17 protein-coding genes and 1 tRNA gene are annotated in these 24,866 nt (G+C 66.1%); 11 read left to right on the forward strand and 7 right to left on the reverse strand.

What is annotated here, in order from left to right; genetic code table 11:
- The first annotated feature begins 1 nt into the window (after position 1).
- Genes CUTER_RS02585 through CUTER_RS02605 form a run of 5 tightly spaced genes read left to right on the forward strand, consistent with a single transcriptional unit; the run spans position 2 to position 10,388 of the window.
- Positions 2–3,160, forward strand: coding sequence for an ATP-dependent DNA helicase (locus CUTER_RS02585; protein WP_082121235.1), 3,159 nt, complete (start codon positions 2–4; stop codon positions 3,158–3,160).
- On the forward strand, positions 3,153–6,467 hold the full coding sequence (locus CUTER_RS02590) for an ATP-dependent helicase (RefSeq protein WP_047259120.1): 3,315 nt from the start codon (positions 3,153–3,155) through the stop codon (positions 6,465–6,467). Before CUTER_RS02585 ends, CUTER_RS02590 begins: the two co-directional genes overlap by 8 nt.
- 50 nt (positions 6,468–6,517) lie before the next feature.
- The gene (locus CUTER_RS02595) at positions 6,518–7,591 is read left to right on the forward strand and encodes a potassium channel family protein (RefSeq protein ID WP_047259121.1); all 1,074 of its coding nucleotides are present in this window, start codon (positions 6,518–6,520) and stop codon (positions 7,589–7,591) included.
- On the forward strand, positions 7,588–8,349 hold the full coding sequence (locus CUTER_RS02600; protein ID WP_052843993.1) for an NAD(+) diphosphatase: 762 nt from the start codon (positions 7,588–7,590) through the stop codon (positions 8,347–8,349). The genes CUTER_RS02595 and CUTER_RS02600 overlap by 4 nt, the downstream gene beginning before the upstream one ends.
- Positions 8,346–10,388, forward strand: coding sequence for an ATP-dependent helicase (locus CUTER_RS02605; RefSeq protein WP_047259122.1), 2,043 nt, complete (start codon positions 8,346–8,348; stop codon positions 10,386–10,388). The genes CUTER_RS02600 and CUTER_RS02605 overlap by 4 nt, the downstream gene beginning before the upstream one ends.
- Here the strand turns inward: CUTER_RS02605 and CUTER_RS02610 are convergent.
- Positions 10,385–11,227, reverse strand: coding sequence for a hypothetical protein (locus CUTER_RS02610; RefSeq protein ID WP_052843994.1), 843 nt, complete (start codon positions 11,225–11,227; stop codon positions 10,385–10,387). The two genes, CUTER_RS02605 and CUTER_RS02610, sit on opposite strands and share 4 nt — an antisense overlap.
- Before the next feature lie 49 nt (positions 11,228–11,276).
- The gene (locus tag CUTER_RS02615) at positions 11,277–12,689 is read right to left on the reverse strand and encodes a zinc-dependent metalloprotease (protein WP_047259123.1); all 1,413 of its coding nucleotides are present in this window, start codon (positions 12,687–12,689) and stop codon (positions 11,277–11,279) included.
- A gap of 82 nt (positions 12,690–12,771) precedes the next feature.
- Between CUTER_RS02615 and CUTER_RS02620 the strand changes: the two genes are divergently transcribed.
- On the forward strand, positions 12,772–13,875 hold the full coding sequence (locus CUTER_RS02620; RefSeq protein WP_047259124.1) for a YlbL family protein: 1,104 nt from the start codon (positions 12,772–12,774) through the stop codon (positions 13,873–13,875).
- A gap of 3 nt (positions 13,876–13,878) precedes the next feature.
- Here the strand turns inward: CUTER_RS02620 and CUTER_RS11715 are convergent, their stop codons facing one another.
- Both CUTER_RS11715 and CUTER_RS02630 read right to left on the reverse strand, forming a co-directional pair.
- Entirely contained in the window at positions 13,879–14,511 is a 633-nt protein-coding gene (locus tag CUTER_RS11715; RefSeq protein WP_047259125.1) for a hypothetical protein, read from the reverse strand.
- 10 nt (positions 14,512–14,521) lie between these two features.
- Positions 14,522–15,052, reverse strand: coding sequence for a PPA1309 family protein (locus CUTER_RS02630; protein ID WP_047259126.1), 531 nt, complete (start codon positions 15,050–15,052; stop codon positions 14,522–14,524).
- 93 nt (positions 15,053–15,145) lie between these two features.
- Here CUTER_RS02630 and CUTER_RS02635 point away from each other — a divergent pair, with 93 nt between their 5' ends.
- From CUTER_RS02635 to CUTER_RS02645, 3 genes are all read left to right on the forward strand, one after another.
- The gene (locus CUTER_RS02635) at positions 15,146–18,142 is read left to right on the forward strand and encodes a UPF0182 family protein (RefSeq protein WP_082121236.1); all 2,997 of its coding nucleotides are present in this window, start codon (positions 15,146–15,148) and stop codon (positions 18,140–18,142) included.
- Between the two features lie 119 nt (positions 18,143–18,261).
- Positions 18,262–18,338 (forward strand) — tRNA-Met (locus CUTER_RS02640).
- Between the two features lie 280 nt (positions 18,339–18,618).
- Entirely contained in the window at positions 18,619–19,866 is a 1,248-nt protein-coding gene (locus CUTER_RS02645; protein ID WP_047260534.1) for an ATP-binding protein, read from the forward strand.
- Positions 19,867–20,035: 169 nt separating this feature from the next.
- On the opposite strand, the gene CUTER_RS02650 is transcribed toward CUTER_RS02645, so the two are convergent.
- From CUTER_RS02650 to CUTER_RS02660, 3 genes are all read right to left on the reverse strand, one after another.
- Positions 20,036–20,557: a hypothetical protein gene (locus tag CUTER_RS02650; RefSeq protein WP_047259127.1), complete on the reverse strand. Its 522-nt coding sequence runs from the start codon at positions 20,555–20,557 to the stop codon at positions 20,036–20,038.
- A gap of 174 nt (positions 20,558–20,731) precedes the next feature.
- Positions 20,732–20,959 carry a hypothetical protein gene (locus CUTER_RS02655; RefSeq protein WP_047259128.1) on the reverse strand — a complete coding sequence of 76 codons (228 nt, stop codon included), beginning with the start codon at positions 20,957–20,959 and terminating at the stop codon, positions 20,732–20,734.
- Between the two features lie 185 nt (positions 20,960–21,144).
- Entirely contained in the window at positions 21,145–21,957 is an 813-nt protein-coding gene (locus CUTER_RS02660; RefSeq protein WP_047259129.1) for a hypothetical protein, read from the reverse strand.
- Between the two features lie 734 nt (positions 21,958–22,691).
- Between CUTER_RS02660 and CUTER_RS02665 the strand changes: the two genes are divergently transcribed.
- Both CUTER_RS02665 and CUTER_RS02670 read left to right on the forward strand, forming a co-directional pair.
- A complete protein-coding gene (locus CUTER_RS02665) occupies positions 22,692–24,359 on the forward strand; it encodes a multicopper oxidase domain-containing protein (protein WP_082121237.1) in 1,668 nt (555 codons plus the stop codon).
- Positions 24,360–24,477: 118 nt separating this feature from the next.
- Complete coding sequence (locus CUTER_RS02670; RefSeq protein ID WP_047259130.1) at positions 24,478–24,852, forward strand: DoxX family protein; 375 nt, start codon at positions 24,478–24,480, stop codon at positions 24,850–24,852.
- Positions 24,853–24,866: the final 14 nt, after the last annotated feature.

Consider the following 24,866-nt stretch of genomic DNA (forward strand, 5'->3'; position numbering starts at 1 on the left):
CGTGACTCCACGATTAGATAGCCAACCACCCCTCGCAACCGCCACCCCGCGGGTCCGCCTCGTGGGGACCGAGGTTTCGGTATCTGACGGCTCCACGCCCGTCCGTGACTGGCCAGCGGACCTGCCGCTGACGGGGCGGTGGAAGGTTACCGGCCAGTCCGGCTCCGGCGTGAGCAGCTTCTTGATCGACACGGTGGCCAACCGGCTTGCCGCTGGGGCATCGCCGGACGGGGTGCTCGTCGTCGCCACCTCTAAAGAATCTGCGGCGGGACTGCGTTCCGGCATCCACGAGCAGCTCCTCAGCCGGGCCGGCGGCGCCTCCTTCGTCGCCGAGGCGCCCTTAGTCCGCTCGGTGCACTCGCTGGCCTTTTCGCTGCTGCGGCAGGTCAGTGACGAACCGATCCGGCTTATCACCGGCGCGGAGCAGGACGCCATTATCCGCGAGCTGTTGGATATCCATGCCGAACACAAACAGGCTGTCTGGCCGGCGGATGTTCGCCCGGCGCTGCGTTTCCTCGGATTCGCGCGCCAGCTTCGGGACCTGCTGCTTCGGGCCGCCGAGCGCGGCCAATCCCCGGAGGACTTAGAAGAGCTCGGACGGCGCCACGCCCGGCCGCTGTGGACCAGTGCCGGCACTTTTCTCAGGGAATACGAGCAAGTCATGGCGCTCAGTGGGACCCATCGCTACTCGGCCTCGGAGCTGCTGTCCCGGGTCTTGGAGGAGGAATTGCCGCGCGATTGGCATACCGTGGTCGTGGATGATGCCCAGAACTTAGACCCGCACTCCGCGGCACTTATCGAGCGCATCGCCCCGTTGGGCGACGACGGTCTCGTCGTCTACGGAGGCAACAGCGAGCACGCCGTGTTCCGTTTCCGCGGCGCGGATGCCGAGGTCTTCGAGAACATTCCCGGCACGCTCATCGACCTGGGTCCGTCGCGGCGCGACCCCGCGCGCCGGGTTGTGCGGGCCACCTCGGTGAGCGCAGAAAACGCCACGGTGGCGGACGCTGTGCGGCGTGCGCACCTTGAGCAGCGGGTCGCGTGGCGGGACATCGCCGTGATTGTGCGCTCCACCGCCCAGATTGAGGCAGTCCGGCGTACCCTCCTGGCCGCGAAAGTGCCCGTCCACGTTAACCCCACGGACATCGTCTTGTCCGAGCAGCACCTTGTACGGACCATCCTGCTGGGGCTAAAAGCGGTGACTACCGGGCTGACCGATTCCGAGCTGTTGGACGTGCTACTCGGGCCGGTGGGTGGGGCGGACCCGGTGACTCTGCGCCGCCTTATTCGCGGTCTGCGCCGCTTCGCTCCGGCCGCCCGCGGCATGGACACCCTCACCTCCCTGGTGGATAGCACTGACGCGCTGCCGGACTTTGGGAGCACCCTCACCGAGCGTGAGCTGGCGATCCTTAACCGCATGCGCCGGGTGCTCGACGCTACCCGCGCCGCCGTCGACGCTGGCGGCAGCATTGAGGAGGTGCTGTGGGCACTGTGGAACGCCACGGAGCTGGCTACCCGGCTCCAGACCGCGGCTCTACGCGGTGGCGCCACCGGATCCCAGGCGGACCGAGACCTCGACGCGGTGATGGCGCTCTTCGACGTCGCCGGTGACTTCGTGGAACGCCACCCCGGCGGCGCCACCATCGAGGCCTTTGTGCGCCACGTTCGCGAGCAGGAACTGCCCACGGGGGTGCGCGACCGGCGGGTAGCTGGCCCCGATGCCGTCCGGCTGCTGACCGCCCACGGGTCGCTGGGTCGGGAGTTTGACACGGTGGTGGTCGCCGGCGTGCAGGAGGAGACCTGGCCCAGCCTCGGGGAAACAGGTTCCCTCTTCGGCCAGGAGGAGCTGCTCGATCTCCTGGACTCGGACATTGAGCCAGGAACCCCGGTGTCCCACACCGAGGCCCGGCTGCAGGAGGAGCGGCGGCTCTTTCGGGTCGCGACTACCCGGGCGCGCCGGTTTTTGCTCGTGACCTGCGTGCAGAATGTGGAGTCCAACACCCCGCTCGAGGCGTCGCGTTTCATTGAGGAGTTCGCCGCCGCGTGCGAACTTGAGATCGAGGAAATCGGGGAGCCCCCGGCCGGCGCGACGGCCGCCACGGAGGCCGCGAGCGCGACCGACCATGACGACGCTCCGGGCGCCGCTGTGCCGGGGCTGCTCGGCCCGCGGATCCTTGCCCCCAGCTCGCTTATCGCCGAGCTGCGCCGCTGCGTGTGCGACCCACAGGCCCGCGACGACGCCCGCCGGCAAGCGGCCCGGCAGCTCGCTCGACTGGCGGCTGCCGGTGTGCCCGGCGCCCACCCCGACTCCTGGGCAAGCACGACCACCGCGTCGACCGAAGTCCCGCTGCGCGACCTTTCCCGGCCTGCGCGCCTGTCCCCGTCGAAGCTGGAGAAGCTCCTTCAGTGCCCGCTATCCGCGGTGCTGGGCAGCGTGGAGGACGAGGACCACTCGCGGCTGGCCGCAGACCGCGGCACCCTGGCCCACGCTTACTTCGAGGCAGTCGCGAACGGCGTGGACCAGGAACTGGCACGGGGGCTGACCTGCGAGGCCTTCGCAGAGATTCTTGACGAGCCACAGTGGCGGCTCGCGTCGCTCAAGGAAGACTTCGCACAGCTGCTCGGCGCAATCGATGCCTGGCTCGGCGCTGGCGGCGGACGGCTTGAGCTGGTGGGCACCGAGGTTCCGGTGAACGTCATGGTCACCGATGGGGTGGAGATCGCCGGCAGAATTGACCGCCTCGATCGAGACGGCGACGGTGCGGTGCGCATCGTCGACCTGAAAACCGCAGCGTCCCTCCCGACGAAGGACGCGGTGCAGGAGAACCTACAGCTCGCCGCCTATCAACTCGCGCTGAGCCGGGGTGTGCTGCGCCAGGGCCGCGTCGTAGCCGCGGCTGAGGGCGGCGAACCGATCCGGCGTGCCGGTGCCCAACTCCTCTTCCCGGCGCAGCCCGACGCCAAAGGACAACCGGGCCGGCGGGAACAGAGCGCGCTGGAGCCGGAGTTCCTCGCGCACTTTGCCGCCGAGCTTCCCGCGGCGGTAGCGGCTCTGACGGGCCCCGAGCTCGTCGCCCGCGAGGGTGCGCACTGCCAATACTGCCGCATCAGCGCCATCTGCCCCGTCAAGCTCGAAGGACGCGTGATCATCAATGCCTAGCCAGATTTCCCCGCAGCTTCTCTCCCAAGTGCTCTTCGGCGGCGAGCGGGTGCCCACCGATCAGCAGGCCGACGTCATCGCCACGGGCATGGAGCCGCTGCTCGTCGTCGCCGGCGCCGGGGCGGGCAAGACAGAGACCATGGCCACCCGCGTGGTGTGGCTCGTGGCCAACGGGTACGTGGACCCGGACCAGGTCCTTGGCCTGACCTTTACGCGTAAGGCTGCACAACAGCTCGGTCAGCGCTTCCGCAAGCAATTCGGGCTGTTGGCCGGCAGCCCCAAGCTGCGAGACCTCGATCCTTCGGGAGAGCTTGCCCACAAGCTGCAGACCCAACAGCCGACGGCGATGACCTACGACTCCTACGCTAACCAACTGGTCAAGGAGTTCGGCCTGCTCGCGCCCGTCGAGCCGAGCGTGCGCATCATCACCGACGCTGAGCTATACGGCATCGCCCACGAGCTGGTGCGGTCCTTCCGGGGAACCATCAGCGGCGGCAGGTCCCCGGCAACTATCACCGAGCGGCTCATCGAGCTGATGAAGAAATTCAACTCTGAGCTGGTGGACCGCGACGAGGTCGCCGAACTCACGCGAGTGTTCCGGGACACCCTGCTGGAGTCCCCGCTGGCACGAAAGCGGAAGGGTGCTACCCACCTCAAAGATATTGAGAAGTGGATCAAGGCTCAGCAACAACGCCTTGAGCTGCTGCCGCTCGTCGCCGATTTGGAAGCCGAGCTCGCCGCACGCGGGGTGGCCACCTTCGACCAACTCATGGCCTCTGCGGCGCGATTGACGCTTCACCACCCGCGAGTGGCCGAGTCCCAACGCTCCCGCTACCGGGTGGTCATGCTCGACGAGTATCAGGACACGTCGCACACGCAACGCATCCTGCTGTCGCACCTCTTCGGTTCCGCGGGCGCGGCCGGTACCTCGGTGGCCGTCACCGCGGTGGGAGACCCGATGCAGTCCATCTACCGTTTCCGGGGCGCGTCGATGGATAATCTCGCCAAGTTCGTCGAGGACTTCCAGACCCGCGACGCCACCGGTAAGCTGCGTCCGGCCCAGCGCAAGGAGCTCACGACGTCCTGGCGCAATCCCGTGCGGGTGCTCGCCGCCGCAAACACCGTGTCGGAAGGGCTGTTTAGGGATCAACGTCAGCGGCAGTTGGCGGCGGGAGACGGTGCCCTCGGCACAGGGGAGTTCGTCCGCCCCGTCGGGGAGTTGGAAAGCCGCGATGGCGCACCTGATGGCGACGTGTCCTTCCATTTCTTCCCGAGCCGCGAAGCCGAGATCAGCGCCCTCGTCGAGCGTATGGACTCCGAGTATCGGGCCTGCACGGATGCGGGCCGGACATTAAGCGCTGCGGTGCTGGTGCGTAAGAATAGCCACGCCGCCCCGATTTCCGAGGCGCTATCCGAACGCGGCATCCCCAACGAAGTCGTTGGAGTGGCTGGCCTGTTGGCCATCCCGGAGGTCGCCGACCTCGTCGCGTTGGCCACGATGCTCATCCGGCCCGGGCACAACGCAGCCGCGTTGCGCATTCTCGCCGGGCCCCTCGTCGGCCTGGGCACGGCCGATCTACTCGCTGTGCAGCGCCGCGCTCGCAACCTTATCGGACAGCCTGAGCGCGAGCCGGTGGCGGCGGACCCGCTGGAGCGACTGCGCCAGGAGTTGGCCGAGGTCACCGCAGCGCCGCCGGAGCACCTCGCCGGCCTCACCGACGCGGTTGCGGACCTCGGGGAACCCGAGAACTACTCAGAGCAGGGCTATGCGAGGCTCTACGAGCTGTCGGCTCGGCTGCGGCGCCTGCGCACCTACAGCCTCGGCAAGCCGCTGACGGACCTGTTCGCCGACATCGAAGCCGAGTTTGGCCTGCGCACGGAGGTGCTTTCCCGGCCGGGTGTCAACGCGCTGGTTGGCGCCGTTCACCTGGACAAGTTCGCCGAGGTTGTTGGTACTTTCCAAGGCGGCTCGCTTGGTGCATTGCTCGATTATCTTGAGCTCGCCCGGCAGCACGAGGGCGGGTTGGAGTCCGGCGAAATCACCGCTGCCGAGGACCGGGTACAGATTCTCACCATCCACAAGTCCAAAGGCTTGGAGTGGGACGTGCTCGCCGTGGTGCACGCCAACAAGTCCACCTTCAAGGCACAGGGGTCGACGTTTCTCACCCAGCCGGCCCTGGTACCTAGCGAGGACGACCTGCTGGAAGGAGACAACCAGACCGAGTTGAAGAACAGCGGCGAGGCCCTCATCAGCGAGGATCGCATGGACGAGGAGGAAGAAGCCCAACGCTTGTTCTATGTGGCGCTCACCCGCGCCAAGCAGGCGTTGTGGGTCAGCGGTTCCGGGGACCCGAGCAAGAGCGAGCGGACGCGAAAGGACCAGGTGCCGTACGAGCCCTTCGACAACCTCGTCAACCAGCATCCCGACCTTCGTGGCACGTGGCAGCTCACCGCGGATACCGACGGCGACGCTGAGGCCGTCGCTCGCCCGGCGCCGGAGGGCACCTTCCCCGCCTACCGGGTCGACGATGACGTGGCGCGCGGCGCGACCGACGTCTACAAAGCCCTCGCCAGACTCGCTAACGGAGACAACGAGGCCGCAGCCCCGGGCGAGACCTTCGAGTTCTGGGAGCGCGAGGTTGACGCCCTCATTGAGGAACACCGCGCCCTGGCCACCCCAGAGGTCACCGTCTCCCTGCCCGGCGAGCTCACCGCCACCGACCTGGTCTCCCTGCGCACGGATCCGGCCGAGTTCGCCCGGCGTCTGCGCCGCCCGGTGCCGTTCAAACCCAACACGTTCGCCAAGCGGGGCACAGCCTTCCACGAGTGGTTGGAACGCCGCGCCCAGGGCCAAGCGCTGCTCGACGCGGACGAGCTGCCCGGCGTGGGCGATGACCCAGTCAGCGCCGACGAACTCGCCGAACTCAAAGCCACTTTCTTGGGCAGCGAGTGGGCGCAGCGAGTGCCGTCGTTCGTGGAACACCCCTTCGTGCTGTCTCTCGGCCGCCATATGGTCAGGGGCCGGATGGATGCGGTGTTCGCGCAGCCTGACGGCTCGTGGCTGGTGCTCGACTGGAAGACGGGGCAGCAGCCGTCGACGGCCCGGGCGCGCCGGGATGTCGAGATTCAGCTCGCCGTGTATCGGGAGGCGTGGCGGCGCATCGCCGACGACGGCATGCCCGTGGCGGCGGCGTTCTACTATGTGCGTTCCGACCACACCTTCGCACCGTCGACCCTGCCGGACGGGGAAGACCTCGTGCGCCTGCTCGACGAGGCGGGAGACTCCGGCGAGCCGGACGGGCACTAAGGTCTAACGTTGCAAGGTAATCACAGTGAAAAGACACGGATGGCGGGGCAGTGAGAAACAGTTTTAGCGAGCGCTTCCGCGGGGACGTGGAGCTCAACGACCTGCCGGATCACGCCCTGCTGGGGGTTATCAACATTCCCCGGTCGGTGACGGCCAGCCCGTGGGCTCTCATCGCCCGCCGTCTGCTGTACGCCACCATCCTCACGCTGGCGATCACCTTGCTCGTGTACTTCGACGAGGACGGCTACACCGAGCCACTCACCTTCGTGGACGCCTTGTATTACTCCGCGGTTTCGCTATCGACGACCGGTTATGGCGATATCACCCCGGTGACTCAGGAAGCCCGCCTGCTCAACATCTTCGTGGTCACCCCGGCTAGGGTGGCGTTCCTGATCCTCTTGGTCGGTACCACCCTGGCCGTGCTGACCGAGAATTCGCGTAAAACCCTGCAGATCCAACGTTGGAGGAAAACCGTGCGCAATCACACCGTGGTGATCGGCTACGGCACGAAGGGCCGTTCGGCGGTCTCGGCGCTGCTGGCCGATGGCGTGTCCCCAAACACCATCGTGGTCGTGGATACCAATAAGGCTGTGCTCAGCCGGGCCGAACAACAGGGCCTAGTCACGGTCCACGGAACCGGGACCAAGGCGGACGTGCTCAAGATCGCCGGGGTTCCCCGGGCCCGCAGCGTCGTCGTCGCCCCGAGCTCGGATGATACGGCGGTGCTGGTGACACTGTCGGTGCGAGAGATCGCACCGAAGGCGGTGATCGTCGCCTCGGTGCGCGAGTCGGAAAACCAACACCTGCTTGAACAATCCGGCGCGGACTCGGTGGTGATCTCCTCCGAGACCGCCGGGCGCCTGCTGGGGTTGGCTACCGTTACCCCGCGCGTCGTGGAGATGATGGAGGACCTGCTCAGCCCCGACGAGGGCTTTGCCATCGCCGAGCGCATCGTCGGCGAAGACGAGGTGGGCGCGAACCCGCGCCACCTGGCGGACATCGTGCTGGGCGTCGTGAGGTCCGGCGAGTTGTATCGCATCGACTCCCCGGAGGCGGAGACCGTCGAGCCCGGCGACCGGTTGCTCTACATCCGCCGCACGACGGGCAGGAACCTGCCCCGATGACCTCCCGGCAGGTCCTGTTCACCAGCGCGGACGGCCGGGTCCTGTGCGACGGCACCGGCCGGCCCGCCGTGGTCGCCGCCGAGATCGACCGCGCCCGCCTGGTCCGTGTCGATGCGTCGACGTGGGCGGCGCGGATGAGCGATGCCGAGGAAGCCACTTGGTCGCAGCGCGGGCTGACGCTGCGGAACTCCCGCCCGCTGCTCGGCGACCGTCGGGTTGCCAAGGCGCTGGCGGTGCTCGCTCACCGGGACGCCTATCACTTCGACCCGCGAGACGGGTCGAAGCTGGAGTTCGCCAGTGACGGGGCCGTCGCCCGGGGAAGCTCGGGGCGGCTTATCTTCCCCCGTATTGACCCGGCGGTCATCGGCATCGTCGGGCTGCCTGGCGGCGATGAGATCCTGCTGGCCCGCAACCGCCGGCACGATTACTTCTCGCTCATCGCCGGCTACGTGGGTACAGGGGAGTCCCTGGAGGAGGCCTTCATCCGCGAGGTGGGTGAGGAGACGGGCCGGCGGGCCTGCGATCCGACCTATTGGGGCAGCCAGCCGTGGCCGCTGGGTGGGTCCGTCATGGTGGGATTCAGCGCGTGGACCACCGACCGGGAGCCGGCGCTGCCCACCGATGATGAGCTCGCCGAGGTCGCCTGGGTCACTCGGGACACGCTCGAACACTACCCTCTGTCCGCCAAGGGGTCGATCGCCCGCGCGATGATCGACGACTGGGCGGCGGGGAAGCTGACGATAGGTGGGCAGGCATGATCGATCTTGACGCGTTAGACCCGGACCAGCGGGTGGCGGCCACCGCCCCCCGAGGGCCGGTGTGCATCCTGGCCGGCGCGGGAACGGGCAAGACCCGAACCATCACGTACCGTATCGCGCACCTCGTCGACGCCGGCTTTGTCTCCCAACACCAGGTGCTGGCGGTGACGTTCACCCGTCGGGCTGCCGGGGAGATGCGCGAGCGCATTAACCGCCTCGGTATCGGTGGGGTCAATGTTCAGACGTTCAACGCGGCGGCGTCCCATCAGCTTCGTTACTTTTGGCCCCACATCGGCGGTGCGGTGCCGTGGCAGTACCTGTCGAACTCGTGGGAGCTGGTGCGCGACGTCGCCCGCGGGATGAAGCTCAACCCGACCCGAGAGAACATCCGCGACTTGCGCGATGAGATCGACTGGGCCAAGGCGACGCTGCTCACCCCGGACACGTACCCGGCCGCCGTCGACGCGTACCACCGCACCCCGCCGTTTAGTGCGGCAGCGGTGGCCGAGGCCTATCGGAGATACGAGCGTCTCAAATCCACCCCGGAGAAGATCCTGCTGGACTTTTCCGACACCATGCTGCACATGGCCGGGGCGTTGGAGAGTATCCCGGCGGTGGCGGAGGAGTTCCGCTCCCGGTATCGGTGCTTCGTCGTCGACGAGTATCAGGACGTCACCCCCTTGCAGCAGCGTCTGCTGGAGGGCTGGTTGGGAGATCGCGATGACCTCACCGTCGTCGGCGACGCTAACCAGACCATCTTTTCCTTCACCGGCGCCTCCCCGGAGTATCTGCTTAATTTTTCCCGCACCTACCCCAACGCCGCCGTCGTCAAGCTGCAGCGTGACTACCGCTCCACCCCGCAGGTCACGGAGTTGGCGAATGACGTCATCGGCCGGGCCCGGGGCCGGGCGGCAGGAACGCGGTTGTCTTTGCAGGGTATGCGCGCGCCGGGGCCGAATCCGAGTTTCCATGGCTACCCCGACGAGGAGACCGAGGCCCGCGAGGTGGCCAGCCGCGTCCAGCAGCTCATCGACGACGGGGTGCCGGCGCGCGAGATCGCCATCTTGTACCGCATCAACGGCCAGTCGGCCGTCTTCGAGCAGGCCCTCGACGACGCCGGCATCGTCTACCAGGTCCGTGGCGGCGAGCGCTTTTTCGCCCGCCGGGACGTCTCTCAGGCGTTGCGCCACTTGGCCGAGGCGAGCAGGCGAACGGACCTGCCCGACGATCCGGTGGCTATCGCCCGCGCCGCGCTCATCCCGCTGGGGCTCACTCCGGAGCAACCGCAGGGCGTGCAGGCCCGGGAGCGTTGGCAGATGCTCAAGGCGCTGGTGGACCTCGTTGAACAGCTGGTTCGGGACCGACCGGGCATCGACATCCGCGGCGTGGTGGCGGTGTTGGAGCAGCGCCGCAAAGACGGCAACCCACCGAGCGTCGACGGGGTGACCTTGGCCAGCCTCCATGCCTCAAAGGGGTTGGAGTGGGACGCGGTGTTCCTCACCGGCCTGTTCGAGTCGATGGTGCCCTACCGGCAGGCCATCGACGCCGGCGAGGGGCATATCGAGGAGGAGCGTCGACTGTTTTATGTCGGTGTCACCCGCGCCCGGGAGCATCTGTTCCTCTCGTGGTCCCAGGCGCGCCACAGCGGTGGACAGCCTCGTTCCCGGACCCGGTTTCTCGACGGCATCGTGCCCGACGACCAGCCGGCGAACGCCACCGGACGCGCGAAGCGGGCGCGGCGCTGCTCGGTGTGCACCTTGCCGCTCAACTCGCCAGCGGAGCGGGTGCTGGGGCGTCACGAGTCCTGCCCTTCGGGGATGGACGTCGAAGTGTTCAAAGCCCTGCGGGCGTGGCGGGCGGACGTCGCGAAAGCCGACGGGGTGCCTGCGTTTGTGGTCTTCTCCGACGCGACGCTCACCGCCATCGCGGAGGCGATGCCCACGACCATCGAGCAGCTGCTGAGTATCTCGGGCATCGGCCAGGTCAAGGTGCAGCGCTACGGTGAGGATCTGCTGGGGGTGTTGGCACCCTTCGCCTAGCCGCGGGCAGCGTAGCAGGCGGGACAGCCGGGGTGCTCAGCCAGCGTGAAACGCCGCGAGGCGTGCGGCTCGTACGGGGTGACGAGGCAGCAGTCCCCGGCCGCGGGTGCGGGTACGTCTTTGAGGGCCGGGTGTCCGAGACCGAGGAGTCGATGGATGACCCCGGCCGCGGCGGCTGCGGTGGCGGCCACCGCCACAGCGTCGTCGGTGCCTGTCCCATTCTGGGCTGCCTGCCGGTTGAGCAGGTGAAACATGGGATCGCGGCGGACAAAGTGCAGCGCCGCACACAGTGGGCAGGCGCCTTGGCCAGCGAGCCGCAACGGGCCGATGAGGCCGCGGTCGTCGAGCAGAGAGACTGGCACGATGGTGGGGCTGCGGGCGACGATGTCGAGGCAAGCGCGGTCGTCGAGGTGCAGTTGATCCACCAGCACCGTGGGTCGGCGGTGCCCACCGCTGGCAAGCACCTCGGTGAGGGATTCGCGGAACAGCGGGATGCGGACCGAGATTCCGGCGGCGCCGAGCAGCCGGCTCAGGTGGGTGGCCAGCGGGGAGTCGCCGACGATGAGCACAGAGGCGGGGCTGGCATCGCGAAGCACCCCGGCGGCGAGCAGATCGTCGAAGACTTCCGCCGCGTGCGGCCGAGGCAGCCCGGAGGCGTGGAACCATTCGACGGCGGCGTCCCGGGGCGCGGGCCGGTGCCAGGAGCGCAGGCTGCGCGCCAAGGCCTGTGCGCACGGGGTTTCGATGATGCTGGCGCGGGCGGTGTCGAGGCCGATTTGTAAGGTTGTGTCGTCGCGGACGAGGACGCGGGTTCCGGGGGCGAGGAGGAAGGGGCTCACGTTTTATTTGGACCCGGCTTCCCCCTTCGGCGGTTCCCGGGGGCGGCGGTTAGCTGTCGGCGTCGGAAACGCCGGTGTCGTCGGCGTCGTTCGTGCCGTCGTCCTCCCGGCGCAGCATCTCTTCCAGCTTGGCGAATTCTTCAGCGAAGCCGGAATCGCCGGCGTCGTCGAGCAGCCGGTCGATGAAGGACGCCGGGTTGTCCAGGTCCTCCGCCGAGGGCAGCAGATCCGGGTGCTCCCACACGGCGTCGCGCTTGTCGACGCCGACGGCCACGGTGGCGCGGCGCCACAGCTCGACGGCGGCGGCGACCTTCGGGGAGGCGAATTCGATCCCGACCACGGTGGAAAACACCTTATCGGCGCCGCCGCCGGTGTCACGCCGACGGGTCCACGCCTCGGACAGCGCCGCGGCCGAGGGCAGGCGGTCACCGAGCGCCTCGGTGACGACGTATTCGGCCCAGCCTTCCACGAGCGCGAGCAGCGTCTCCAGCCGGGAGACCGCCCCGGCGTTGGTGGAGCTGATGCGCGGAGACAGGTCCATGCCCTGAAGGCGGGCGATGGCGTCCTGGAGGGCCTCCGGGTTGCCCGAGTCCAGGCCTAGGTCCCGCGTTGCTTCCTCGACGTGGGAGTTGTCGATGACCAGACCGACGGCATATTCCTCCACGGAGCTGACGAGGCGTTCGACGAGCCAGGGGACGTGGGTGAACAGGCGCTGGCGGGCGGCTTCGCGCGCGGCGGCGTAGACGAGGACGTCCTGGCCGGGGAGATTGAGCTCCCGCGCCGCGCCCTGGACCGCTTTGGGCAGCAGCGCGATGGTGCCGGTGGGGGTAATGGGCAGGCCGAAGTCGGAGCCGGTGAGGGTTTGGGAGGCTAGATCGCCGAGGGCGTGGCCGAGCTGCATCCCGAAGTTCATCCCGGACATTTGTTGCATCATCCGGTTGAGCCCGCCCATCATGTCCCGGGCTTCCTCCGGCAGGCCGTCGAGCTGCGCGCGGTTCATGTGCTCGGCGACGGGGGAGACCATGCGCTTAAACGCCGGCAGGGTGGCGGTGAGCCAGTCTTCCTCGTTCCAGGCGGCGACGGTACCGGACACGCTGGGCAGGGTGGTGGCCTCGTCGAGCCACAGCTCCGCTAGGCGCACTGATTCTTCGACGGCGGTGCGGTCCTGCGCGCGAATGGTCGACGGGGTGCCGATCTGCTGGCGGGCGATGCGCAGCCCGAGGTCGTAATTCACCGAGCCGCGGCCGTCGGGCGAGTTCATGGACGAGCCCATGCCGGACAGCATCTGGCCGAACTGGCTGAAGATGTCACCGAGGCCACCAGCGCCTCCGGAGCCTCCCGCGCCGGGCATGCTGAACCCGAAGGCGGCGAAGGGATTGTCGCTACCGCCGCGGCCGTGCTGCCGGTCGCGGTCCTGGTCGTCGTCGTCCTGGGAAAAGCCAAATCCGAATCCATTACTCATGCCCACTAATCTACCGTCCGCGGTGGGCCGCGGGCCATGGCGATCTACACGCTGAGAGCGAACGCCGGTACTCTGAGTCCCCGTGAGTAGCCCGGATACCGTCGCCGAGTCCAGCCGCTGGTCGACCATCGCGTGGGGGACGATCCCCGTCGCCCTGCTGCTGGCGCTGGCGTTCCTGCCGCGCATCCCCTTCACCGACGTTTCCCTGGCCGTGCCCTTCGCCGCCCAGGGTCCGGGGCCGGTGTTCGACACTCTCGGGGAGGTCGACGGCGAGCCGGTCGTGGAGATCACTGGCACGCGCCCGGATGACACGGCCGGCGAGATGTACATGACGACGGTGGCGGTGCGGGTGGACATGTCCTTGGCGCAGGCGATCAGCCGGTGGCTGACCACTGACGACACCCTCGTGCCGATCGGGCAGGTGCTGCCGCCGAACAAGACGCCGGAGGAGGTTGACGCGGAGAACAAGGCCGCCTTCGCCCAGTCGGAGGCCGCAGCCAACGCCGCCGCCATGCACTACCTGAATATGCCGACGCAGGTGTACGTGGTGGAGCCGCTGCCCGGCACCCCGGCTGAAGGGACGTTCGAGCCGGGCGACGTCGTCCTCGCCATCAATGGCCAGCGCGTGGACGACCCGGCGATGATGCGTGATCTGGTGGTGGCGCAGCACCCCGGCGACCGGCTCACCGTGGAATTTACTCGCGGATCGCAGCACCGCCGGGCGGAGGTGGTCCTCGGTTCGTCGAAGGAGGATGCGGACCTGGCGCAGCTCGGGGTGTTGCTCGGCGTGCAGCCGGCGTCGGGAGTGTCGGTGTCGTATAACTTGCAGGACGTCGGCGGGCCCTCGGCGGGGATGATGTTCTCGCTGGCGCTCATCGACAAGCTCTCGCCCGGCGAGCTCAACCATGGCCTCAGCGTGGCCGGAACGGGCACGATCGCGGAGGACGGGACGGTCGGGCCGATCGGTGGGATCGTGCACAAGGTGGAGGCCGCCGAGCGGGCGGACGTCGAGCTATTCCTGGCCCCCACCGCCAACTGCGCGGAGGCGGTCAGCCGCGACCCGCACGGTCTCACCGTTGCGGCCGTCGGCACGCTTGACGACGCCGTGGACGCCATGGCGGCCTTCGCCGACGGCCGCGAGGTGCGTACCTGCCAGCAGGTGCTCGACGCCCGTGCGCGCCGGTAGCGCTTAGGCGAGGCCGAGCTCGCGGATGCGGTCGGAGGGTTCGGCGATGTCGGAGGGCAGCATCTGCTGCAGGACCTGGCCGGTGGAGTTGTCGACCACGTAGATCATGGCGTCGGTGCCGAGCACGGTCCAGCCGACGACGAACTCACCGTTGTCCGTAACCACCGTGGAGGTGCGCAGCTCGGTGAGCATTTTGGTGGTGCGGGCCGCCTTCGCGGAGGAATCGCTGAGTTGGAACTGCCCGATGTCGCGGCCTTGGCAATCGACAACGTCCTCCACGGTGGTCTCATTGCACACCTCCATCTTTGCCCACAGGCTGTCCGGGGCCAGGGTGGAGAAACGCTGCCGGGCGGCGGCCACCCCCTCGCCGAGCTCGGCGGGGTCGAGGCTGGGCTCGGCCGTGGCCGTGGTGGTCGAACCGGTGGGAGAGGTGGTGGAGGCGGGCGCGGAGGAACTGGCGGTGGGCGACGTCGAGGTCGTCGTCGTGGACGTCGCTGCCGAGGTGGCCGTCGGGGAGGCCTCGGTGGTGAGGCCGTCGGTATCGCCGGGGGTGCACGCGACCAGCCCACTGGTGAGGGCGATCATCGAGACGGCGGCGGAGCCGAGGCGGCGGGCGCGGCGTGAAGAGGCGATCATAGGGGTCATCTTAAAGCAGGTTGTCGGGATCCTGGTCGAGACCGTAACGCAGCGCCGCGAGTACCCCCGGCGCCACGGTGGGCCCGCCGCGCAGTTCGACGCGGTCCTCGGCGAAGGGGCCGGCGGCCTCAAGCTCCTCCGGCGTGGGGCGAAGCTGCAGCAGTGTCAGTTCGACGCCGGGTTCGCGCAACACCCCGGAGAACAACCGTGCGGGCCGGGGTTGAGCGTCGGCGCCCTCGGCGGAGTCCTTAAACATGATCTCCTGCGCGAGGATGGCGCCCACCACCTGCTGTGGCCAGGCGATGCGGGCACAGTAGTCGACGAGCGCGTCGTGGCCGCCTTCGAGATTCTCCGGTAGGAGGTCCTGGACGACGAGGGTCAGCGGCCGGGTGTCGTCGTCGAGGTCGATGGCGTCGATGAGCAGGCGCGACGGCACGACACCGAAGAGCGTCGGCGGGGCGTCCCAGCCCTCGGCGTGGATGAAGTCCACCGCCTCTCGCATGGCGGCGTTGAGCGCTGGCTGCGTCAGTTCGTTGTCCATGGGCCTACCTCCGTGACTGTTGGGCATACAAATTACCTAGAGTAGAGGCCAACGTGCACTGTTTTCTAACCAACTTGTGAAGGAGTTGAGGTCTTGACGGCCGGATCCTCCCCCTTTAATGCCACGGCGAAAACGCCGTCCCGCTCCTTGAGCGGGGTACTGGCCTTGCTTTCCCTCATTATTGTTGTGCTGCCCATCGTGGTCGGCATCTACACCGACTGGTTGTGGTTCGGCGAGCTCGGGTTCCGCGGTGTGTTCACCGTCACGTACCTCACCCGCATCGTGTTGTTCCTGCTCTTCGGTGTCATCGCTGCGGCGATCGTGTTTGCCGCCGCTTTCCTGGCGTGGCGTTCGCGCCCCGCGGCGTTCAGCGGCTTCGACGCCAATTCGCCAATCATGCAGAACCGTCACGGCATCGAAAAATCGGTGCGGGGTGTGCTCCTCATCATCCCCATCATCGTTGGTGTGGCGACGGGTTTTATGGCCCAAGGCGCCTGGCGGTCCGCATTGCTGTTCATTAACCGCAAGCCCTTCGGCGTCGCGGATCCGCAGTTCGGCCGCGATTACGGCTTCTACGCCTTCACGCTGCCGGCGCTGGAGATCCTGGTCAGCATGTTCGCCATTGTGCTCGTCGTCGCCTTTGTAGTGTCCCTGCTCGGGCACTACTTGCTGGGCAACATTCGCATCGCCAGCCAAGAGGCGGGCGTGCAGGGCTACATCGCCCCGGCTGCCCGGGCGCAGCTCGCGGTCATCGCGGGGCTGTGGATGCTCACTCAGGTGGCGCGATTCTGGCTGGACCGCTACACGCTGCTGTACACCCAGCATGACATCTTCTCCGGTGCCGGCTACACGGAGATCAACGCGGTGCTGCCGGCGAAGATCATCCTCATGGTCATCGCCGTGGTGGTTGCGGGGGCGTTCTTCGCCTCGATGATCGTTAAGGACCTGCGCATCCCCGCCCTGGCGACGGCGCTCATGGTGCTGTCCGCGGTGGTCATTGGCACGGCGTGGCCGCTGGTTGTCGAGCAGTTCTCCGTCCAGCCGAATCGGCAGGCGAAGGAAAACGAGTACATCGCCCGCAACATCGACGCCACCCGTTATGCCTACGGGGTCACGAACGACGAGGTCACCTACCTGCGCGACTGGGGCGCGGGGGAGGAGCCCGACGAGAAGGTGGCCGAGGACCGGCCGACCATCGCCAACCTCCGCTTGCTCGACCCGGACATCGTCGCGCCGACGTTCACCCAGATGCAGCAGCTGCGCAACTTCTACGGCTTCCCGGACACGCTGCAGATGGACCGCTACGAAGTTGACGGCCAGATGCGCGACTTCGTCGTCGCCGCCCGCGAGCTGGACCCGAACGCGCTGCGCGAGAACCAGCTGGACTGGATCAACCGGCACACGGTGTACACCCACGGCAATGGGTTCGTCGCTGCCCGGGCGAATACGGTGGACGAGGCGCCGCAGGAGGCAGGCTCGACGCGCGGCGGGTTCCCCGTGTATACCGTGTCTGACCTGCAGACCATGGCTGCCGCCGAGGAGTCCGAGGCGGAAGAACTAGGCATCAAGGTGGACCAGCCGCGTATTTACTACGGTCCGGTCATCGCCTCTGCGGCGGATGGCGCCGACTACGCCATCGTCGGCAACGACACCGGCGGGGACTACGAGTACGACACGGACAATTCCCAGTTCACCTACGACGGCGCCGGCGGCGTCGGCGTCGGCAATTGGTTCAACCGCTCCGCGTACGCCCTGAAGTACCAGGAGCTCAACTTCCTGCTGTCTGACCGGGTCAATTCCTCCTCGAAGATCCTCTACGACCGGGACCCGCGTGAACGCGTCGAGGAGGTCGCCCCCTGGCTGACCACCGACTCCGAAACCTATCCCGTCGTCGTCGACGGGCGCATCAAGTGGGTTGTCGACGGCTACACGACGCTCTCGCAGCTGCCCTACTCGGAGCAGACCTCCCTGTCCGACGCCACCACCGACTCCCTTAACCAGGACGGCACCACCCAGCGGCTCATCACCGACCAGGTGGGTTACATCCGCAACTCGGTGAAGGCCACCGTCGACGCCTACGACGGCACCGTCACCCTCTACGAGTTCGACACCGAGGATCCCGTCCTCAAGGCGTGGATGGGCGTGTTCCCGGACACCGTGCGCCCTGCCTCCGAGATCTCGGACGAGCTGCGCGAGCACTTCCGCTACCCGATGGACCTCTTCCGCGTCCAGCGCGAGATCCTCGCCGAGTACCACATCGACGACCCGAACGTCTTCTTCAACAACGACGCCTTCTGGTCCGTCCCCGGCGACCCGACCGCCACCGGCGACAGCCAAAACCTGGACCAGCCGCCGTACTACGTGGTGGCCACGGACCCGCAGGACCCGACGCGGTCGAGCTTCCAGCTCATCACCCCCTACCGTGGTCTGCAGCGTGAGTTCCTCGCCGCCCACATGGCGGTGACCTCCGACCCGGACAACTACGGCCAGATCACCGTCCGCGTCCTGCCCACCAACACCCAGACCCAGGGCCCGCGCCAAGCCCAGGACGCGATGATGTCCTCTGACCAGGTGGCGCGCGACCGCACCCTGTGGGAGGGCACCAACACGCTGCAGAACGGCAACCTTCTCACCCTGCCGGTGGGCGGCGGGGAAATCCTCTACGTGGAGCCGATCTACTCGCAGCGCTCCAACCAAGACTCCGCGTTCCCGAAGCTGCTGCGCATGCTCGTGTCCTACAAGGGCCGAGTGGGCTACGCGCCGACGATTGGCGAGGCGCTGGAACAGGTAGGCATCTCCGCGGAGGCCGCTCAGCAGGTGGCCGGCGCAACGGCCACCGACGACGCCGACGCCGGCAAGGTTCCCGACGACGCCAAGGGTGTCGGCGAGGCCACCGATGCCGCCGCTGATGCTGCCGCACCGAGCAAGCCGACGACAGCTGCCGGCTCCGAAGGCGAGGCGATTGCCCGGATCAACGACGCCCTCAACGGCCTGGAACAGGCCCGCGGCGGTAGCCACGAGGAGTACGGCAAGGCGCTCGACGAGCTCGACGCCGCCGTCGCCGAGTACCGTTCCCTCACAGCTAGCTAGAACGGCGTTGCCCTGGGGATTTGGTTCCCCAGGGCGATGGTTGTAGAGTATCTCGATGTCGCCGGGACATGGTGGTAACCACCAATTTACGGCGCGGTGAATTGAAGAAGGTCACCCGACGCGGGGTGGAGCAGCTCGGTAGCTCGCTGGGCTCATAACCCAGAGGTCGCAGGTTCGAATCCTGTCCCCGCTACCAACTTCTTCCGGTCCCCCTCCACTTCGGTGGAGGGGGCTTCGTCATTTTCGGGGCGCACCGGGCGGGGCAGTAGGTCGGCGACGTCCTTGTGGAGGTTTCATAGACGTGGCGTTCGGCGCACTCTTCTCAGTGATGGTTGGTTGCGATCCTGGAGGTGGCCCCGAAAGCTGCCCGATGGGGCAGTAAGTCGGCGCCCGATGGTGCAGTAAGTTGGCGCCCGATGGTGCAGTAAGTTGGCGCCCGATGGTGCAGTAGGCGTTAAAGTGCTATGCTGACCTGCATGGTTTACCTAGAGCGTGCGATCGACCAGCGTCTCGATACGCTTGAGCACATCTTCTCTGCGGTAGCCATCGAGGGCCCGAAGGCGGTGGGCAAGACTGAGACTGCGCGACGTCGAGTACGCAATGTATTTCGGATGGACGTACCCGATGACCGCAGCCGTTTCCTGGCAACCAACCTCGTTGAAGAAACTAGGCGAGGGCCGATTCTTATCGACGAGTGGCAGCTCTTGCCGGAGTCCTGGGACATGGTCAGGCGCGCCGTCGACGATGGCGCCCCGAAAGGCAGCGTCTATCTGACGGGTTCATCCACCCCCGTCGACGGGGTTACTACACATTCCGGAGCCGGCCGAATCGCTAGCGTACGTCTTCGCCCCTTAGGGCTGTGTGAATTAGTCGAGAAGGACGGCGCTGTCTTGCTCAGCGAACTCCTCACTCAGACAGCTCAGCTGCGAGGTGAATCTGACTGGCAGCTCAGCGACTACGTGCGGTCCTTGGCTACCTCAGGTCTGCCTGGGCTTATTGGTCTGACGCCGCCGGCGTCCGACGAATACCTCGCCGCATACATCGAACGGATAGTCGATCGTGAACTTCCCTCACAGGGGTATACCGTTCGGAATAAAGCTGGGCTCAGGGCTTGGTTACGGGCCTACGCGCGAGCGACGGGAACCGACGCTTCGTACAGCGAAATCCTGGCAGCCGCCACACGCGGAGAAGGCAACGCGCCGAGTAAGCGAACAACTGCGCTGTATCGGGAGAAGCTCAGCGAAATCTGGATGTTGGACCCGTTGGAGGCCTGGGAGTCCTCTGTGTACCGCATCCCACGGCAGACGTTTTCGCCGAAGCACTTCCTGGCCGACGCCGCCTTTTCTCTACACCTTTCGAGCATCAGTGCGCGGCACCTCAACAGCGGAAAGCATGCAACCCACCTGGGAAGATTCTTCGAGGCCTACGCCGTTCACAGCCTGCGCGTCGCTGCGAGCGCCTACGGATTGCGTGCTGGACACGTCAGGACCAAGAGCGGAGACCGTGAGGTTGATCTCGTTCTAGAGACGCACGACGGCGGCGTGCTGGCCTTCGAAGTGAAGCTCTCTGCGGTCGTGCGCGACGAGGACGTTCGCCACCTTCTCTGGCTGCGGGAGCTGATTGGCGACGATCTCATCGACATGGCCATCATCAACACGGGCAAGCACGCCTACCGGCGACCTGACGGGGTGGCGGTGATTCCGCTGTCGTTGCTGGCGGTGTGACGAGGTTTGGCCGCGGGCAGCTCCGGGGCTGTCGGCTAGGGGCACGGGGAGTGAGTGTTGCCACCACCGAGTTAGTTCAGCGCACCGGCAGGGGGAAGCGGTCCGGGTAGGTCCCCGCCATCTGGAGGTTAATCACTGCCACATTCGCCCAGCGTTTGTCGTGCCGAGATCACTGGTACTCCACGAGAGTAAAGCCGTCCAAGCTGTCCACACCCGGGCGAACAGCAGTCTCACTGTTGGCTCCAGCCAGATCAGCCCACCAGTCACCCTTGCGCCACACCATCGGAAGGCGGAACACGTCAATGGGAGCGGCCATACCGGACGGGTCGTAGCTAAACGCTAGTTCCACCACCACGAGATCCTTTGCACACGAGACCACCCGGTATCCGGAAGCTCCAGGCAGCGTTTGCGCACGCGCGGTATCGACCGCGCCGCGTTCGTTCAGGCCAAGGAATTCACGGTCTTCCTGCGCCATCGGGACGTTAGCCCACAGTGTCTTGTCAATCTCCTCGCCGACCTCATCACCTTGGGCATACATGGCATAGGTCATCTGGTTAATCGCCGCCATAATCGCCCCCTGCGGGGAATGCGCGTAGCCGCGCGGCACAGCCCGCTTCATCGACGAAGGGCCGGCCTCAGAGTTGACAGACAGATACCGGGCCTTGACGTACTGCAACTGCGTAGTTCCCATGAGGGTCGGATCCTCGCACTGGTCAGCAGCGTCAACGAGCTCACCCTTGGCGGGAAGATCACCCAATGGGTCTATCGGGGTGAACACCGGCCGGCCAAACAGCGGGTCCGCCGAGTACGCCCCCGGGGTAGCGTGCTGGGAATCGATGTCGCCGAGAATGACGTCCGGCCAGCTTCACTGGTTGCCGTCGATCTTCGCTCCCGGAGTGTTGCCTTCGGAAAAACCCCAGTTACCGTCGCCCGCGGCGGGGTCAGTAGTCTCCGGTTGGGCCTGCGTCGTCGTGGTGGTGGCGTTGTCGTCATTGCGGATGCTGCGGAGGATGAAAAACCCGCCGCCGAATATCGCAACAATGGCCAGCGACAAGCATATGATCAGTGCGGTCACGAGATTATTTTTGTTCATGATATGTATTCTCCTAACTCTTCTGTGGCTGTGAGGAGTCCCCTCAGGTGGTCCTGAAGATCCGATGCTCTTCAAGCTTCTGAGGGCTGATGCTCGACTATCGCGAGGAATTAACGCTGGTCATCCTATGGCTTGAATAATGATGATCTCCGGCTAAGGGTCTGAGGGTTGTTCGGGCTGTGGTTCTAGAGCAGGTCCATTGCCCGCTTTTCGTGTTCCTCCTCCGCGAGGTACTTCGCCACGATCGGTTCCGTGAGGTACTCGTGGGTTACCTCGTTGATTATCCGTTGTTGTTCCGTCCTCCAGAGTTGGCCCATTTTCTCCGCTGACATCGGGTAGTTGCCCTGCTTCGACCACAGTGTGTAGAGCTGGATCTTGCGGGCTGCGACTCGGTTGTCCACTTCGTGGTTGAGTTCCATCTGCGTGGGGTAGACGGTGTCCATCGGTAGGCCTAGTTCCTTGTGGGCGTCGATCACGGTGGTCATCATGATCCACAAGTCGTAGGTGTTGCTCATCTCCTCCTTGGCTATCTGCTTCTCGTCCATGTCCCCGAAGAACGTCTCCTTCGGTACCCACGCTGCGAGCGGGATCGTCGGGCCGAAGTACGCCAGTAGTTCCTTGACCGCGCTGGGTTGGTTGTTCTGTGCTTCCAGTGCTGGTAGCAGCATCGACACTGCGAATTGGTGATGGCGGAACTGAAACAGCATCCTCAGTGCTACCCTCCTCATCGTTTCGATCACGTCCGGGTCCGCTGGGTCGAAGTACCCCTCCGGGTTGTACTCCCGTTCCATGAACGGCAGCAGATTCTCGGTCCGGTAGCGGTCGTGAGCTTCCTTCAGTCGATTCAGTCCCTTCCGCGTCGCTTCCCGGTCGTAGGATTGGCCCGTCAGTTTGAAGTACGGCTCCACTACCAGTTCGTCCATTCTCGTCCACATTGCGTCGTGTTCGGTCAGTTCCTGGTCGCTGAACTCCAGTAGCTTCAGGTCGAGTTGCGGCATTATCGGTCTCCTTGGTGGTTGGTCCTCATGGATACGTGCAGAAGCGTTGGTGAGGGGCATGTGCTGGCTTCTGACCGTCAGCTTCGCAGAGCCGCGGTGCACGACCAGGCTCATTTCGAACATGAGCCCCATAGACGGCTGAAAACGCTGGTCAAGAAGTGAAAATCGTCTCTCTGTTCGGCTCTGTAAGGGCGCCTTCTTCACTCCCAGACGCGTCCGATCTGCAGTCCTCACCACCTGGATCCGCCTCGCATTTTGTCTTTCGGTTGGCGCTACGTATCTGCCACTCCGCACCTCGTCTGGCGACAGGACCGGGACGCCTTTCAAGCCAGCCACCAACTCCAAAACCCCCAACGCCGCGTTCCGGTACACTCGGCGGTCGGCGTTTTCGTCCTTCTGTTGTCACGTCCGCGGTCACCGTTTAGCAGCGTGGGTCGTCGGGCTTGGCACGGGGCCAGCCACGCGCAGCGCCGCGCACCTCCGCACAAGGTGCCGCGCGCCGGCAAGGTGGCGGACCTGCAACACCGTGAGGCCACGGCCAGGTGAGGCCATGGCCAGGCGAGGAAGGCGGATCGCCGGACATTTGAACAACGCGTTGAGGCTGGTGACGGCTTGCCCGCACAGGGCTCCCCGCCGCTTCGAGGTCTTGTCGACCCTGCTCATCGTCGCTGCTGGCGGTGTGGATCGTGGCTCAAGGCCCTGGTTCAGCGCCGATCACCCGATGAGGAGTCACTGTGAACCTAGACCGTAGAAGTTTTCTTAAGGCAACGTCCGTGGCGGTAGCCGCAGGTGGGCTGTCGGTGTTCGCCGCCGCCTGCTCGCGAGGCGCTGATGATGCGTCCTCCGCTGCGTCGAGCGCCCCCGCCGGGCCCGAGAACGCCAAGGGCGCCAAAGCCGCTGGTGAGCGTCGTCCGCTGCCGATCCCGGAGCTGCTGGAAGGGCCGAACTTTTCCCTCGAGGCGCGCGAAGGTGAGACGGAAATCCTCGCCGGGAAGTCCACGCCGACGTGGGGATACAACGCGTCGATTCTGGGCCCGACCTTGCTGATGAAGCGTGGCGAGAAGGTCACCATCGATGTGAAGAACTCCCTGCCGGAGATGACGACGGTTCACTGGCACGGGATGCATGTCCCGGCTGAGATGGATGGCGGGCCTCATAGCGCGATTGAGCCGGGCCAGTCCTGGACGGCGTCTTATGAGGTGAAGCAGGAGGCCTGCACCCTGTGGTACCACCCGCACCCGCACGGCAAGACCGGCTTGCATGCTTACCGCGGCCTGGCCGGGTTGATTTACGTCGAGGACGATAACGCCGTTGATCTTCCGAAGGAATACGGCGTCGACGACATTCCGGTGGTCATTCAGGACAAGCGTTTCCATGCCGATGGCTCCCTGGACGAGGAGGACCTGCCGGATCTGGGCCTGCTCGGCGATACGCCGGTGGTCAATGGCATCAATAATCCGCATTTCGCGGCCACGACTAATCGCGTGCGTCTGCGGCTGCTTAACGGTTCGGTGATGCGGCTGTATCGCATTGCGTTGAAGGACGGGTCCTCTTTCCACCAGGTGGCGTCCGACGGCGGGTTGCTGGCCGCCCCGGTTGAGCGCACGGACATCATTTTGTCCCCCGGCGAGCGTGCCGAGATTGTGGTCAATTTGGCGTCGGGCAGTGAGAATATGCTGCAGGCTATTCCTTTCGTGCAGCAGGCCCAGGATTGGCTGGAGGCCCTACCCGGGTTGGGTTTGGATCAGACGCTGGATCTGCTGTCGTTGACTGGCCCAGAGAAGGACGCCGGGGTGGGTACACTCCCGGCGAGCTTGTCGGCGTCGGCGGCCGAGCAGCCGGATGTGACGGGTGCGCCGATGCGTCGCTTTGACCTGTCCTGGTTCCTCATCAACGGCCAGCAGATGGACATGAACCGGATTGACGATGTCATTGACCACGACGGTTGGGAGGTGTGGGAGGTCCAGAACTCGGACGAATGGCCGCATAACTTCCACGTCCACGATGTCCAATTCAAGGTCATTGAGATCGACGAGAACAATCTCGGCGTTCAGCACGAGGGCTGGAAAGACACCGTCATGCTCTTCCCCGGGGTCAAGGCCCGCCTGGCGTTGCGATTTACGGATTACACGTCCGTCGACGTGCCGTACATGTACCACTGCCACCTCATGTTCCATGAGGATCAGGGCATGATGGGTCAGTTCCTCGTCACCGAGCCAGGCGCACAGCTACCGGCGAAGTTCAGCAGTTCTCAGCCCCGGACGGCGCAGGGCGCGCCCCGCTATGAGGGACCGGGAACCCCGGAGCTTCCGAAGGTAGAAAACGAAGACGACGGCGACGGCAGTGACGGTGGCGACTGGTCAGGCGACGACCACGACCACGAGCACCACGACCACCACTAACCGCCAGCCCCTCCATCCCGAATAGCCGCCGGTAGGCGAGGCCCCAGGCGTCGAGCCGGCCTTCCTATCGCGAGTGATGCCTCCGACGCCGAATGGCGGCGGGGGTAGACTCGCCGACATGTCTACCGCACCCAGTCAGCATCGTCGCCTCGCGACCGTGTTCGCCATCGCCGGAACGCTCCACTTCGTCAAGCCGGAAATCTTCGATCAGATCGTCCCGCCGCAGCTCCCGGGGAAGCAGCGGGACTACACTCTCGCCTCCGGGGCGGCGGAGTTGGCGGTGGCCGGCATGCTCGCCGCGCCGAAGACGCGCCGAGCTGGTGGTTTGGCGTCGGTGGCGCTGCTGCTGGCGGTATGGCCGGCGAACTTCTACATGGCGTACCTGTGGCGGGATCGGAAGTGGCCGTGGCAGGTGGTGTCCATCGGGCGGTTGCCCTACCAGATTCCGCTCATTAAGCGGGCATGGTCGGTGTGGAAGGCACCCACGAAGTAAGGCACCCGCCGGGT

Source organism: Corynebacterium uterequi (assembly GCF_001021065.1).
In the GTDB taxonomy this organism is placed as follows: Bacteria; Actinomycetota; Actinomycetes; order Mycobacteriales; family Mycobacteriaceae; genus Corynebacterium; species Corynebacterium uterequi.